The organism is Wolbachia endosymbiont (group A) of Pipizella viduata, assembly GCF_964028555.1.
Classification (GTDB): Bacteria; Pseudomonadota; Alphaproteobacteria; order Rickettsiales; family Anaplasmataceae; genus Wolbachia.
Genome location: NZ_OZ034787.1, coordinates 916,884 through 931,732, shown reverse-complemented (window position 1 = coordinate 931,732; position 14,849 = coordinate 916,884). Strand labels below are relative to the sequence as shown.

Genomic DNA, 14,849 nt, shown 5'->3' with positions numbered 1-14,849 from the left:
CATGGAAAGTAGCTGATCTTATACTAAATGAATGTTTTTGATGAGGTTGCATAGAACCTGGATTCCAGTGTCAAGCACTGGAATGACAGCAGTCCTACGTCATACCACCGCGAACCGTCATACCGCCGTGAATTAACCGTCATACCGTCATGGTATCTCTTGACATAGATCCCGCTGCGGGATGACGAATTACTATACCACCGCGAACCGTCATACCACCACGAACCGTCATACCGTGATTCATTCACGGTATCTCTTAGCCGCTAACAAGCAGCGGGACGACGATTGTCGTTTAGCTACAAACGTTAAGAAATTTACCAAACGAAAAAAAGGCAAAAGAAGCCCCGTGGTGCGAGTTTTGACTCTATATTACTGTAAGTGGCGCTGTAATAATGTGCTAACGCTTAAAATAAGCGCGATTTGGCTGAATGTAGAAAAAATAAAAAAGACATGCAGCCGCTATAATTTTATGTAATCCGCCAATAAATACCCTGAGTTTTTTACTGAATTTTGTCATTGAGCCTGCAGGTCAAAAACAAGTTTTGAGTCATAAATACCCTTATTGTCATAATAAGGGGGCTGGCTAAGCTTGTCAAGGAAGTTTTTTTGTTTAATCCGTTTCTATGAGCTACTTGGATGACGAGGAAAGAGCACTTACATATTTATGGCAACCTCATTACCTGCGCTCAAAAAGTTTTTCAATATCACTGAGTTTCATTTCTATATAAGTTGGCCTTCCGTGGTTGCATTGCCCGGAATATGGAGTTTTTTCCATTTGTCTTAACAACTCATTCATCTCCTCTAACCTCATTTTCCTGCCTGCTCTAATTGATCCATGACAAGCGATAGTAGCCAATATCTTGTTCACTTTGTCTTCTACTGGCAATGTATCTTCTATTTCCGTTAATCTACCCACTATATTAATTAGCATCTCTTTCACATCTATTGCTCCCAAAATTGCAGGGATTTCTTTTACTATCACTTTATTCTCTGATTTGATTTCAATATCAAAACCCATTTCAAATAACTTATCTTTATAGATTTCAATCATCTCCATTCCAGCTTGATTTTTGATTTCAACCGTTTCAGGAAGAAGTAGTTTTTGTCTTTTTATACTTGATTTTTGTTTTAGGCATTCATATACTAACCTCTCGTGGGCTGCATGCTGATCAACTATAATCAATTTGTCTCTTACCTCGGCAATAATGTAAGTATTATAGACCTGACAGCGTGCAAACCCGAGCGGGTGGCTCTCTATCAAATCAACTTGCTCTAACACCTTTTTTTCTAGAACCATAATTTCCGCTTTTGATGGGGATTTCTGTATGCCGGTATAATCAAACGATTTTGACTGTTCTGATAAGCCTTTTGCTTTTTCATTTGGAGAAGCAAATTCTTTTATTAGTTGATTTTCAAAAGGACTTGGCCTTCTTTCATAAAATTCATTTTGAACATCAGATTTATCAAAAGAATCTGATAATGAACCTTTCAAAAAACCCTCTATTGTATTAGTAGTTTTCTGGTCACTAGCTGGAATGACATCAAAGGTGCCTATCCTTCTTGACAATGCTTTGATTAATCCTCTTGTCACTATCTCATATATGAGCTTCTTATTCTGAAACCTTACTTCTGACTTATTTGGATGCACATTTACATCTACTTGATCATAAGGTATCTCTAAATGTAACGCTGCAAAAGGATACCTATCGCTTGGAATAAAATCATGATATGCATACCTAACCGCACCAATAAGTAAATTATCTTTAATTGGCCTTCCATTAACAAACGTATAGATCTGAGTTGACTTACCACGATTGACGGTCGGCTTACAGATGTGTCCCGTAAGTTTGATGCCGTCTTCTTCTTCATTGACCTCCAAAGAATTGCCCTGAAATTCTTCTTCTACTTCACACAATCTATGAAATAACGAAGTCTGCTTAGCGTATTTTAAGAGCTTTTTATTACCTGAAGTGAGAGTAAACCCTATATGATAGTTAATCATTGCTAGGTTATTTACAATATCAACAATGCTTTGAGTTTCTGATCTTTCGGTTTTTAGAAATTTTAGTCTATTTGGGGTAGCGAAAAACAAATCTCGTACTTCAATATGTGTTCCTTGTGATAAAGAGTAAGGAGTTAGCTCCCCCATCTTTTCTCCACCCTCATAACTTATAGACCATGCTTCACTTGCTCCGCTTGCTTTAGACGATAATTTTATCCTACTTACTGCTGCTATTGAAGGCAGAGCTTCTCCTCTAAAGCCAAGATGCTTGATTTCTATCAACTCACTATCGCTCAATTTTGAAGTAGCATGGCGCATAAACGCAAGTTCTAAATCGTTTTTTTCTACTCCGTTACCATCATCTGTCACAATAATAAGGTTACGCCCACCACTTTCTATTTTGATCTCTATTTCTAAACTTCCAGCATCTATTGCATTTTCCACTAATTCCTTTACTACACTTGCAGGCCTTTCTATCACCTCCCCCGCTGCTATACGGTTTATGGTTTTTGTGTCTAAAAGAATTATTGCCATAGATTTATTATGAAACTGGTTTTTCTTTTACTTCTTTGGTCTGTCTCTCTCTCCACTTTTTTAACCTACCTGCAATTTCACCGTTGGAAATTGACAATATAGATACGGCGGTAATGGCAGCATTATATGCTCCATTTTCTCCTATAGACATGGTTGCAACTGGAACACCCTTTGGCATTTGAACTATAGAGAGTAGACTGTCCAGCCCATTTAATTGTTTACTATGCACAGGAACGCCGATAACTGGTAAACAAGTTAATGACGCAACCATACCAGGTAAATGAGCTGCACCTCCTGCACCAGCTATAATAACCTTAAAACCTTCTTCTTGTGCAGATTTAGCAAAATTGAAGAGCCTTTCTGGTGTTCTATGTGCAGATATTATGAATATGTCATGTGAAACTTCTAATGCTTTTAGCATATCGACGGTATGGACCATAGTGGTGTAATCTGACTCACTTCCCATAATAACAGCAACATCTTTTTTTATTTTTGTCATATTCAACACAATTTTACTTACTAACTAAATATTGTTCCAGCTAAAAAGCAACAAATATTTAAGTTATATTATAAATATAGTATATAGAATTCTCGTTAAAATAGAAATTTTAAAAATTTAAATAAATATCTATGTTAAGATATAGAGATATAAACTTCTTATGTAAGATAAATTTATAAAATAATTATTTTTGTATTTCAAGCTTTGTAATTTTAGCTTGTTCTTTCTGTAAATGATTTTTTCAGAGAGGCTGATGGTAAAATGGTAATTTAAAATTACTAGAAATTTGATTGAAATATTAATATACAATCAACTTAAAGTTTTAAATTTGATATCATATAATTATTGACAAGTTATATGATATTAATATCTTGGTATATTAAATATTATGCTATAATGTTTAATAAAGTTAATTGATATGTGAGTGTAAGAATTATGGAAATAATATCGTTAAATAACTTAGACAGTGCAGCAATAAAAACAAAGTTGCTTTATATAATAAATGAAATTATAGAAAAAAATGCTTGGACTCAGGCTTTTGCAGCTGAGAAACTTGGTATTGATCAGCCAAAGGTATCACAAATTAAAAATGGTAAAATAGATGGTTTTTCTTTAGAGCGATTGTTAGGATTTCTAAAAAAACTTGATCATGAAATAACAATCACGATGACAGAAAGCCAAGAAATAAAATCTGAGGCAGAAAAAGTAAAACATGAAGTTGAATCGCAATAGATACAAAGTTGACAACTTGTTTTTTGTGATATAGTATAAAACTTATTAAGGTAGTATCTTATGGCTGAGTCTATTGTAGAAAAGTGTACAGAACAGGTAAGTAACCGTTTCAAATTGGTTCTATTGGCAAGTCAAAGAACACATGATTTAAATACAGGAGCAAGTAATCCAGTTCAAACAGTTCAGTTTAAAGACCATAAAAACACCATAGTTTCCTTATATGAAATAGCAGAAAAACAGGTGGATACTCATGAGCTATTTAACCTTTTGGTAGGTAGATGCAAGGAGTACATGAAAGGAAATATGAATAATGTTTACAGCAGTAATACAAGTAAGCTAGCGAATTTATTAAATTTCTCTGATGGTCAATTTAACACAGATCTTGATGCAAGTCAAGAAAGCCAAGATTATGAAGTGGATGGTGAAATAGATGATGAAATAAATGATCAAGATGGCGATGAAGAAGTATCCGTTTAGAAATCTACTGAAGTTACATAGTCTTTAAATGCTTCACATTGCTATCTATACACTGTTGTTCTGTATGAGTGTAATGTTGTACCGCATAGTGTCTAAGTCAAGTGATGTGTACAATAAGGTTTTAGCGTTCAATAATTTCTCAACGCAAGTAGTTGTACTCATAACAGCAATATCAATCATTCTGAATAATTTTTTTTTAATTGATATAGCATTGTTGTATGCTAGCGTTAGCTTTATATCAACTATAGCACTAATGAGATTAATGTTGTTTTAATAATTTATGATAGGATCCGTTCTTATATTTTTAGGCATTTGTTCAGTAATCATTTCAAGTGTGGGAGTAATTAGATTTCCTGATTTCTATACTAGGTTACATGCAGCAGGTATTACAGATTCTAGCGGTGCAACGCTATTGTTAATTGGTTTTGCTTTGCAGAATGGATTTTCAATCAATACTGTTAAAATAATATTATTAATTCTTATAATATGGGTAGCTAGCTCAACTAATGGCTATATTTTAGCGCGCACTTATTATAAAGTTAAGAAAAAAACTGTTAAAGAAGGTTAAGGTGTTAGAAATATTAAATGTAGTGCTACTTTTGTTGTTACTAACAGTTACGGTTTTTATAGTCTTCTCGCGACATTTAGTCGTAAGTGCTGTTCTAATGTGTGTATTTAGTTCACTTATTGCGCTTATATACTTAATTATGAATGCACCTGATGTTGCAATTACTGAAGCTTCTGTTGGTGCAGGGCTCAGTACGATTTTTACGTTTGCAGCACTCTCCTTGATAAAGAATCATAAAGTAAATCTATCTCATAACCCTATAACGCTTTTTTTTATGTTATTTCTGGCTGTATGTTTGTCATATTTTATGATTCAATTGCCAGATTTTGGCAGCCACAATGCTCCGATCCACTTGCATGTTGCTCCTTATTATGTGGAAAATACCGAAAAAGCTACCGGTATTCCTAATATAGTGACAGCTGTTTTGGCAAGCTTTCGTGGTTATGACACGTTTGGAGAAACTATAGTAGTTTTTACTGCTGCGCTTTGTATAACGTTGATATTAAAAGAAGAAAAAGACAATGATTAAAGATCCGATATTAAATGCAGTAACATTTTTGATGATACCTTTTATCATTTTATTTGGTTTATACATACAATTTCACGGTGATTACACTCCGGGTGGAGGTTTTCAAGCAGGAATAATTATTGCCTCCGGGATAATATTATATTCAATGCTATTTGGTGTATCTACAACTCTCAAAGCAATACCTTATTCTGTGATTAGATTGACTAACGTGTTAGGTATTTTAATTTATGGAGGAACGGGCGTTGCAACAACTTTACTTGGCCAAAATTTTTTATCTTATGATATCTTGTCAGCCAATAATAGAACCGGTCAAAAATTGGGTATTTTTTTGGTGGAATTAGGTGTAGCATTTACTGTCTGCTCCTCTATGTTAATTATATATATGAATTTTGCTCGTAGGAAAAAACAATGACTTTATATAATTATACGATTATTATTGTATTAATGGTGCTAGGTTTATATATTATTATAAACGATAAAAATTTAATCAAGAAAATGATAGGGGTAAGCGTCTTCCAAGCATCTGTTTTGTTGTTTTACATATCTCTAGGATATATAAAAAGTTCTTTGCCTCCTATATCGGTTTCAAATTTTTATTCATATAGCAATCCTATACCTCATGTTTTAATGCTTACTGCTATAGTGGTTGGAATTGCAACATTTTCAGTTGGATTGTCCATAGCAGTAAAAATGGAAGAAAAGTATGGAACAATTGATCAAGACAAGTGTACATAAATTAACAGTATCTTAAACTATATGAAGTAACGAATAGCCACAAGTTAAAAGTAAAATTATAGACTTGCTCGTTGTAAGTTTATTTGTTAATAAGAAATAAAATTATAAACTATAAAGGTAATGATGTCAACTATTAATGATGCAGAAGATAAGAAAAAAATTATCAGAGATCTTGTAACTAAAAGTATAAAAAAAGGTGGTTTTGTCACCTTTGATGATATAAATGATAAATTATCAGATGAAAATTTTTCGTCTGATTTTATAGATGATGCTATATCTTTATTGCAGGATTCCGGAATTAATGTGCTTGAAAGTAGCGAAGATGAAGAAGATATTCCTTCCAACAGTGATGATAGTAAACTTGATGATGATGACACATCGCCAAATATTACTGCAACTTTAGTACAAAATGATGATCCAGTGAGGATTTATTTACAAGAAATGAGCTCTGTAAAGCTTTTGTCAAGGGCAGATGAAATCGAGATAGCAAAAAAAATTGAATCTGAAAAGCATAACATGTTACGTGCAATAATTGAAACATCAGTAACATTAAAGGTGATAAAAGTATGGCGTAATGATTTAAGTAGTGGAGCTCTCTTACTGAGAGAAATTATAGATCTGGATGCAATTTATAACTCTGACTTTAATGTGGTACCCAAAGAAGAGAGTGAAGAAAGTGCTGAAGATGTTGAGGATTCTGAGGATGTTTCTGAAGATGCTGAGTACTGTAGTGATGATGAGAAAGATAGTAAAAAAAGTGATGATGAGAAAGACGGTGATAATGAAGATATAAATTCAGCGAATTTAAATGTTTCTATTCTTGAAATGGAAAGTGACTTATTGCCAAAGGTCATAGTTGCATTGGATGAGATAATTACTTTAACAAATGAAGCATTGGTATTAAGAAAAAATTCTAAAGATTCCTCTGATGAACTAGAGAATTTATATAGTCAAATATGGTCTATAGCATTACAAATTAAGTTAAGTGATGCTGCTGTTACCAGAATTACACAAGAACTTTATAAGATAAATAGATCCATTACGCTTGAAGAGGCTAATCTTATTGCTGAGGCTAGAAAATACGATATCGATAGAGAAAGTTTCTATAAAGTTTATGATGACGTGCTTTTAAAGCATGAATTGAAAAAGATAAGTCTTTTAAAGATCAATGAAAATCAGTCCTCTTTTACAGGTGAATTAAAAAACAAATTTTTAAGGTTTATAGACGATAACTCTGAACATATAGCTAGTACTTTGAACGGTATTAAGCAGCATATACAGGAAGATAACGTGCAAGAATTTAAGGAGCTAATCAGGAGAATACAAAAACACGAACGAGAAGTCTCTGAAGCAAAGCAAGAGATGATTAAGGCTAACTTAAGGCTAGTAGTTTCCATTGCTAAGAAGTATTCAAAAAGAGGCCTTGATCTGCTTGATTTGATACAAGAAGGCAATATTGGTCTTATGAAGGCCGTGGATAAGTTTGATTACAAACGTGGATATAAATTTTCAACTTATGGCACTTGGTGGGTAAGACAATCAATCACTAGGGCAATACCTGAGCAGTCTAAAGTAGTTAGAATACCAGTTCATATGGTAGAAATTATCAGTAAAATCAACAGAGCATTAAGAAAAATGACTCATGAGATGGGAAGAGAGCCGACGTTAGAGGAATTAAGTGTAGAACTGACAATGCCACTGGAAAGAATACGCAAAGTTATGAAAATAGCAAGGGATCCAGTAAGTCTTGAAGCTCCAACAGGAAAGGATGATAGTAGTACCTTCGGTGATTGCATAGAAGATAAGCGAGTCTCCAGACCAGAGGATGCTGCAATACTTGCTGACTTGCGTGGCATTACAACCAATGTTCTTGCAACTTTAACACCAAAGGAAGAAAGAATTCTAAGAATGCGTTTTGGCCTTGGTAAAGATGGGAAGGAGCATACCTTAGAAGAAGTAGGAAAAATTTTTAATGTAACACGTGAGAGAATTAGGCAAATAGAGGCAAAAGCACTGCGCAAGTTGAAACATCCAAGCCGCGCTAGAAAACTTAGAGGGTTCTTTTAAGTATACGTGTCAAGTTAAGAAGAAGCTGATTTTGCCCGGAAAAAGTGGAGAAAAAGTCAGAGCGTTTTTAAAATAAAACGTTTTTTCAAAAAGGTATGATATGAAGGAAATGCACAATAAAGTTTAAAATGGGGGTTGTAAAAAAGTTGCACCGCTATTTTTTTTTATGAATCTAATGAAACAACATGCTAATCTACGGTAAATATTATGACAAACAAAAATGACAATTCTAATTCAAAGTATAGAAATTTTTATGTTCTGGGTGATAGTTTATCCGATAATGGCGCAATCATTGGAATTTTAAATAACTTATCCTTTGCAAAAAGCGTAAAGTTTGATGACCCTTTTTATCAAGGAGGATCTTTTAGCAATGGCCCTACTGCTGTTGAATATGTAGCAAAATATTTAGATTTAGACGAATTTAAACCTGGGTGGAGTTATTCATTTTTTGGTAGATGCCACGAATAGCAAGGTCAAAACTATGCAGTTTCATGTGCAACAGCGTCTGAAATTTTTGACCCTATTTTTTCTTATTTCTTCAATAAATTTCGTTTAGCTAACCAGCTAGATGCGGTAATTAAACATCATCCAGATATAGGTGAAGAAGATTTATTTTGCATCATAATCGGCGGAAATGATGTTATGGTTGCCACTGTTTATGACGATACTAAAGCGGAAGAAGTGTTGGAACAAGCAGTGAGTGAAATATGTAATGCACTTAAGGTTCTAAATGAACATGGTGTTAAGCATGTAGTTGTTGCAAACGCACCTGAAGTTCGCTCAATACCAGCTTTTAATAGAGATGAAGAAGCAAGGGAACTAGCTACGAAGCTCACAGAGAGTTTCAATGCAAAATTGGCTAATGGCTTAGATTATATGAAGAAAAGTACAAATCTTGAAATAAAAGCATTTGATCTTAACTCTAAAATGAAAAGTATGCTTAGCGAATACAAGAGCAAAGGTTTAAATTGTCAAGATGCATGCACATCGAACATTGCAGACCAAATTGGGAGATTTAAAGAAAATATAAAAATACTCTTAAAGTTGATATTTAAAGGGGAACTTGACGTTCACTATAACCCTGGGTGTAGCGAAGAAACACTAAAGGATTATTTCTTTTTTGATTATTTCCATCCAACTGCAGAACTTCATCATGAAGTTGGTAATGAAGTGTATGAGTTGATTTGACACAGTTTTTTGAACATATCCTTTTAAATAGTAACCAGACTGCATTCTGTGATTTTTAGCAAAACACGATCTTTCATTTGAGCTTTCTTCAATTTAAAATAAATACAGAAAATTGCTGCCTATAGCTAACCCAAGAAAGGTTTTCCTACGTCATACCGCCGCGGCGCTAACTAGTAGCGGAATGACGGTTTTTCAAATTGTCGTAAGTTAGTTTAGCTATAATTTCCTAAGTTTGCTCACAATCTCTTGACTTGACCATATGTTTTTTTCCCAAATGTTACTATCTTCCTCCTTTTCCTTTCTCAATTTGTGCAACCATTTCCTTAACACTTACTTGTGTGGAAGGAGGATTTTTGCTGACATGAGATTTTGGATCAGATTTTGCTGTTATGTGTTTCGTTGCAGATCTTTTATTCTCTGTTAGAAATGAATGAGATTGTTTTTTCTTCACACCGATATCCGCTTGTGCTGCTGGGGTAGTTTTGCTTTCAGCAAGCCGTACATTAGCATTTCCTTTTGCTTGATTTTGCTCAAATTTTTCTTTTAATGCCTTTACTTTACTGCCCATCTCGCGATTAGCTCCTCCTTTCATAGTAGCTGCTGCTACTTTTGGTATCGCCTTACCAGCAGCTTTTTGTGCTGATTTCCTATTGTCTTGATTTTCAGATTTTAGTGGTACTGTAGGTTTACTTTCAGCTGATTTTTTAAGAATTACTTCTACTACTTTTGGCTCTGTGCTTACTTTTTGATCAGCACGGCTTAGATTTTTAGGCTTTGGCGGTACTGCAGGTTTATCTTTGACTACCACGTTCGATTCTTGTCTAACTTCTTGACCAGTAGTAAACATTTTTTTTGGCACTTGCGATGCTTTTAGTGGTTTTGTTAGTACGAGGGATTGAGGTTGTTGTTTCTGCTTACGTTCTCTTTTTGCTTCTATATGTTCTTTAGAAACTGTTGCATAAATTGGCTCTTCTTTGGGCGATTTTGAACTCTGCGAATTTTCTATTAAAATTTTACTCTTCTTCTCTTGATAATGTGATATGTCTTCATATTCATGCTCTTCATTTAATGAACTTCCATAGCCTAAGTCTTCTCTCTGCTCATATAAAGGATTTTCCTTTTGCTTTTTCTCTTGATAATGTGATATGTCTTCATATTCATGCTCTTCATTTAATGAACTTCCATAGCCTGAATCTCCTGCTTGTAGCTCATATAAAGGATTTTCTTCTTGCTTTGACGCTGTTCTATCCTCTAAGTTCACTCCATACAATCTATGTTCCTCCTGATTTTTTTTACTTTGCTCTAAATCTGAAATTTTCTTTAAAACATTTAGGTATTCGAATGTTATTTTTTCAGCAAGACTGGGCAATTTATCATTAGCAAAATTTCTTATATCGTTATCCTGAATTGAAGCATCTTTTCCCAAGATTTTATTAAATGTTTCCTTGAATATTCCAAAAAAACCTGATGGCTTTTTGTTCACCGGTTCTATATAATTATTCAAGTCACTACATATAACAAACTTAGCTACATCTTCTGCCTTATCTGTAAAACTCTCTAATGTCTGGGATAAATCTCTCACTGTTTTATTATATTGTTCACCAATATTTTTCAGCTTTATAGCTTCTATCAAGGAGTCGAGATTTTTTTTATAGTTCTCACTTTTAAATGGATCATTCATACTAATTACAGCTCATTATTTATTAAAATATAGATCTAAAATATTAAGATCTAGTAAATATTACTTTTGTAATTCATGTAGAACTATAGCTATAATAAGTAAGATTTCCCTACGTCATACCGCCGCGGTATCTCCAGATCCCGCTAACAAGTAGCGGGATGACGATTGTCAGGGTGTCATCCCAGCGCCCCTATGATGTCATCCCAGTGCTTGACACTGGGATCCAGGAATTTTATTAAGTATAAAAGTAGCCGTTTTATGTTAAAATATAACGTTTTGATGATTATGAAAAAGTTGGATTCCAGACTGGAATGACAGCAGTCCTACGTCATACCGCCACGAACCGTCATACCGCCGCGGTATCTCTTAGCCGCTAACACGTAGCGGGATGACGAGTTACTATACCGTCACGGTATCTCAGCCGCTAACACGTAGCGGGATGACAGCAATCCTACGTCATACCGCCGCAGACCGTCACGAACCGTCATACCGCCGCGGTATCTCCAGATCCCGCTAACAAGTAGCGGGATGACGAGGATGCCGGTTGTCGTTTAGCTATAAACATTAAGAAATTTACCAAATAAAAAAAAGGCAAAAGAAGCCCCGTGTTGGTTGGCTATTTACTATGTACTAAAATATCGGCGTTTTTTTATTCTAAAACGCTTGATTAAGAGCTATTTAGCTGCTTTTAACTTGCAACTAACCTACACCGCAAGTGTTTAAGAAATTTACTAAGCAGAAAAAAAGGCAAAAGAAACCCCGTGTTAGCTAGTTGTCACTCCCTAATCCTGCAAATTGGCGTACTATACTGTCTTAAACGCTATATAAGCGCGTTTCAGCTTATATAGCTAGAAATGTTGTGAAGACATAAGGTGCACATGGTGCAAAAAATTAAAAATAAGACGCCAACTACGTTGTTTTTTTGCTGTTTAATCTGCACAGATGAAGATAACTGAATACCTTCAGTTTCATGATAAGGGGGCTGGCGAAGTTTGTCAAGTAGGTTTTATGGCCTAGCGTCACGCGCTGGAATGACAATTTCGATTATTTTATACATTGACTTCGGTAAATCCAAATTATATTAGCTACATCTAACGAATTTTACACTTGCTAAGATTGCGCTATTTGAGTATCTTTAACTGAAAGAAGTTATTTTTTATCCAATATGAAAAAAGCCTTTATATTCACATCCTTAATAGCAGTTGTATTAATAGTCATTACTTTTTTGTATAAAAACAGCGGAACTGACAATTCACAAGTAGTGAATGTCTATTCATCGCGCAAAGAAGAATTAGTACGTACTTTATTTGATGAATTTACAAAAAATACAGGCATTAAAGTACGTTACATCATTGATGATTATTCTCAGCTACTTTCACGCATGGAAAATGGCGGTGAAGCTGACTTGCTTTTAACTGCAGATGCAGTGAACCTGATTTTGGCAAAAAAAAGAGGGCTTTTATCTCAAGTGGATTCAGAGATTTTAAAAAGTGTTATACCTGCAAAATTTAGAGATAGTGAAGATTATTGGTTTGGCCTTACAAAAAGAACCAGAATATTGGTTTATAATAAAGAGTCAGTAAATCCTAAAAACTTAAGTACTTATGAAGATTTAGCAAATGAAAAATGGAAAGGAAAAATATTAGTGCGTTCTTCTACAAGTCCATATAACCGGTCATTGGTTGCTTTTATGATTGCAAATAATGGTTTTGAAAAGACGAAAGAATGGGTAAGTGGAATTGTGAGTAATATGGCAAGAAAACCAAGTGGTGGTGATACTGACCAAATTTATGCTGTAGCTGCTGGTGAAGGAGATGTTGCAATAGTAAATAGTTATTACTTTGCAAGAATTCTTTCATCAGAAAATAAAAAGAATGTTATAGACAAGCTAGGGGCTTTTTTTCCTAATCGCAATGATCACGGCGTAATGGTAAACATCAGTGGTGCAGCAGTAACAAAAAACGCAAAAAACAGGGAAAATGCTATAGTCTTATTGGAATTTTTAGTAAGCAAGCAGGCTCAAGAGCTATACACTAAAAAAAACCAAGAATACCCTGTTATTGAAGGCGTTGAAACTTCCGATATACTAAAGTCTTGGGGAAATTATCCACAAAGTGATTTACCTCTAAGTGAACTTGAGAAGCATCTTTTTGAGGCTGTTATGATAGCGGATGAGTGTCAGTGGAAGTAATCCCCAGTGTCACTGAACACTGGGATGAAAGATTTATGCTAATGTACCTTACTCTTGACTCGCTGAACTTTTTCTTCCTTCTAACTTAATTTTGACTTTACTATCTTTTTCTGTTCTTTCACCAAAACAATTGCTGCACAAGAGGTCTATTGAAAAACAATAATAAGAAAGTAGAATAGGTTCAAGTAGTTGAAAAGGAAACTATGCACAAGAGAAGGAATTTGTTAAACATCTCAGACCTTACAGTCGATGATGTAGAAAATATAACTAAGTTGGCTAACCAGTACCTTAAAAAAGAAGCTGCAAATAGTCATATCTTGGAAAATAAGACAGTAATAAATTTATTCTTTGAAGATTCAACGCGTACACTTGCGTCTTTTGAAATAGCAGCAAAAAGCCTTGGAGCAAATGTTGTAACTTTGCCAATAAGATCTTCTTCTATTAACAAGGGAGAAGATCTAAAAGACATGATCAAAACATTAAATGCAATGAATCCTGACTATATAATAATCAGGCAAAAAAATAGCGGTATTGTTAATATGCTGGCTAAGAATGTTAGCTGCTCGCTAATCAACGCAGGCGATGGAAGCAGTGAACACCCAACTCAAGCTCTTGCAGATTATCTTGTAATCAGCAGTCATAAAAAGCAAATAAAGGATCTCAAAGTTGTGATATTTGGAGATATTCTGCACAGCAGAGTTGCAAGGTCAAATATAAGGTTGCTAAAAATGTTTGGAGCAGAGATAAGCTTGGTCGCACCACCAACTTTGATTTGTAAGCATTTTCCTGAAGTAGATTCAGTCCATTATTCATTAATTGAAGGTATAAAGGATGCTGATGTAATCATGCTTTTAAGACTGCAGAAAGAGCGCATGAATAATAGTTGTTTTGTTCCTTCAGAGAAAGAATATTTTCATTTGTATGGACTTGATTCACAAAAGCTATCATACGCAAAACCAGATGCGATTGTTATGCACCCAGGGCCAATAAATAGAGGGATTGAGATTAGCAGCGATGTAGCAGATTGTGTTATTTTACAGCAAGTAGAATTTGGATTGGCAATACGTAAGGCAGTGCTGCACTATTATAGGCCTTGTTAATATTAAAAGATGCTACACAACTAATGCGAAAGAAGGGTTTTTTCATGAAATGACGAGGCTTGTAAATGGTTTGAGAATGGCCATTAAGATGTTAAGGCCGAGGATATGGTGTGGAAGTTTTTACGAAAGCCTGAAGTCAATCAACAACCTTGCAGAACGGCAAATTAGACGGCTATCGTAAAAACAGCTTTTTCATCTGGTTGGAACGTGGGGAAAGGTTCGTGGAAGAATGTTGTCGATATTTTTGACATCACGTCTCAATGGCCAAAATCCCTTCCAAAAGTTACGACTGCTTAGTTCTTTATTCATTCTCACAATACGTGAACGGTTACTTGTTTTTAGCGTTAAGCAGCAAAATTAATAATTTGAGAATTTTCCTGAAAAAACTTACCACAAACTGGTCACAATTTTCTGTGAAAGACAGATATAGAAAGACTAGAGTATCCACCTTAAGTTCATTGAATTTTCTTACCTTTGCTTCTTAACTTGACGCGTATAGTTTATTTAACGCTCCCTAAGTTCGCCATTGCCTGAACGGATACAATT

Annotated in this window: 15 protein-coding genes and 1 pseudogene; 13 read left to right on the top strand and 3 right to left on the bottom strand. The window is 34.6% G+C overall.

Going from position 1 to position 14,849, the window contains the following annotated elements; all coding sequences use genetic code 11:
• Window positions 1-676 precede the first annotated feature (676 nt).
• A complete protein-coding gene (gene mutL / locus ABWU50_RS04410) occupies window positions 677-2,536 on the bottom strand; it encodes a DNA mismatch repair endonuclease MutL (protein WP_353275447.1) in 1,860 nt (619 codons plus the stop codon).
• 7 nt (window positions 2,537-2,543) lie between these two features.
• Window positions 2,544-3,035 carry a 5-(carboxyamino)imidazole ribonucleotide mutase gene (gene purE / locus ABWU50_RS04405; RefSeq protein ID WP_264735583.1) on the bottom strand — a complete coding sequence of 164 codons (492 nt, stop codon included), beginning with the start codon at window positions 3,033-3,035 and terminating at the stop codon, window positions 2,544-2,546.
• A gap of 435 nt (window positions 3,036-3,470) precedes the next feature.
• Here purE and ABWU50_RS04400 point away from each other — a divergent pair, with 435 nt between their 5' ends.
• The 10 genes from ABWU50_RS04400 (at window position 3,471) to ABWU50_RS04355 (ending at window position 9,331) form a co-directional block, all read left to right on the top strand.
• Entirely contained in the window at window positions 3,471-3,767 is a 297-nt protein-coding gene (locus ABWU50_RS04400) for a helix-turn-helix domain-containing protein (RefSeq protein WP_353276364.1), read from the top strand.
• Between the two features lie 60 nt (window positions 3,768-3,827).
• A complete protein-coding gene (gene rpoZ / locus ABWU50_RS04395; protein WP_253307286.1) occupies window positions 3,828-4,244 on the top strand; it encodes a DNA-directed RNA polymerase subunit omega in 417 nt (138 codons plus the stop codon).
• Between the two features lie 28 nt (window positions 4,245-4,272).
• On the top strand, window positions 4,273-4,518 hold the full coding sequence (locus tag ABWU50_RS04390; protein WP_353275444.1) for a monovalent cation/H+ antiporter complex subunit F: 246 nt from the start codon (window positions 4,273-4,275) through the stop codon (window positions 4,516-4,518).
• A 6-nt stretch (window positions 4,519-4,524) separates the two neighbouring features.
• Window positions 4,525-4,812, top strand: a complete 288-nt coding sequence (gene mnhG, locus ABWU50_RS04385) for a monovalent cation/H(+) antiporter subunit G (protein ID WP_096617042.1) — start codon at window positions 4,525-4,527, stop codon at window positions 4,810-4,812.
• A 1-nt stretch (window position 4,813) separates the two neighbouring features.
• Complete coding sequence (locus ABWU50_RS04380) at window positions 4,814-5,341, top strand: DUF4040 domain-containing protein (protein WP_264688399.1); 528 nt, start codon at window positions 4,814-4,816, stop codon at window positions 5,339-5,341.
• The gene (locus tag ABWU50_RS04375) at window positions 5,334-5,753 is read left to right on the top strand and encodes a Na(+)/H(+) antiporter subunit B (protein ID WP_164224942.1); all 420 of its coding nucleotides are present in this window, start codon (window positions 5,334-5,336) and stop codon (window positions 5,751-5,753) included. The genes ABWU50_RS04380 and ABWU50_RS04375 overlap by 8 nt, the downstream gene beginning before the upstream one ends.
• Complete coding sequence (locus ABWU50_RS04370) at window positions 5,750-6,076, top strand: cation:proton antiporter subunit C (RefSeq protein WP_353275442.1); 327 nt, start codon at window positions 5,750-5,752, stop codon at window positions 6,074-6,076. Before ABWU50_RS04375 ends, ABWU50_RS04370 begins: the two co-directional genes overlap by 4 nt.
• Before the next feature lie 123 nt (window positions 6,077-6,199).
• The gene (gene rpoD, locus ABWU50_RS04365; RefSeq protein ID WP_353275440.1) at window positions 6,200-8,143 is read left to right on the top strand and encodes an RNA polymerase sigma factor RpoD; all 1,944 of its coding nucleotides are present in this window, start codon (window positions 6,200-6,202) and stop codon (window positions 8,141-8,143) included.
• A 207-nt stretch (window positions 8,144-8,350) separates the two neighbouring features.
• Window positions 8,351-8,611, top strand: a complete 261-nt coding sequence (locus tag ABWU50_RS04360; RefSeq protein ID WP_353275438.1) for a hypothetical protein — start codon at window positions 8,351-8,353, stop codon at window positions 8,609-8,611.
• A 42-nt stretch (window positions 8,612-8,653) separates the two neighbouring features.
• Window positions 8,654-9,331 carry an SGNH/GDSL hydrolase family protein gene (locus tag ABWU50_RS04355; protein WP_353276362.1) on the top strand — a complete coding sequence of 226 codons (678 nt, stop codon included), beginning with the start codon at window positions 8,654-8,656 and terminating at the stop codon, window positions 9,329-9,331.
• A gap of 280 nt (window positions 9,332-9,611) precedes the next feature.
• On the opposite strand, the gene ABWU50_RS04350 is transcribed toward ABWU50_RS04355, so the two are convergent.
• Window positions 9,612-11,012 carry a hypothetical protein gene (locus tag ABWU50_RS04350; protein WP_353275436.1) on the bottom strand — a complete coding sequence of 467 codons (1,401 nt, stop codon included), beginning with the start codon at window positions 11,010-11,012 and terminating at the stop codon, window positions 9,612-9,614.
• Window positions 11,013-12,177: 1,165 nt separating this feature from the next.
• On the opposite strand from ABWU50_RS04350, the gene ABWU50_RS04345 reads away from it, so the two are divergent.
• The 3 genes and pseudogenes from ABWU50_RS04345 to ABWU50_RS04335 form a co-directional block, all read left to right on the top strand.
• A complete protein-coding gene (locus ABWU50_RS04345; protein WP_353275434.1) occupies window positions 12,178-13,203 on the top strand; it encodes an extracellular solute-binding protein in 1,026 nt (341 codons plus the stop codon).
• Between the two features lie 203 nt (window positions 13,204-13,406).
• A complete protein-coding gene (locus ABWU50_RS04340) occupies window positions 13,407-14,303 on the top strand; it encodes an aspartate carbamoyltransferase catalytic subunit (protein ID WP_353275432.1) in 897 nt (298 codons plus the stop codon).
• Between the two features lie 332 nt (window positions 14,304-14,635).
• Window positions 14,636-14,788 (top strand): annotated as a pseudogene (locus tag ABWU50_RS04335) (IS4 family transposase); the annotation flags it as partial.
• Window positions 14,789-14,849: the final 61 nt, after the last annotated feature.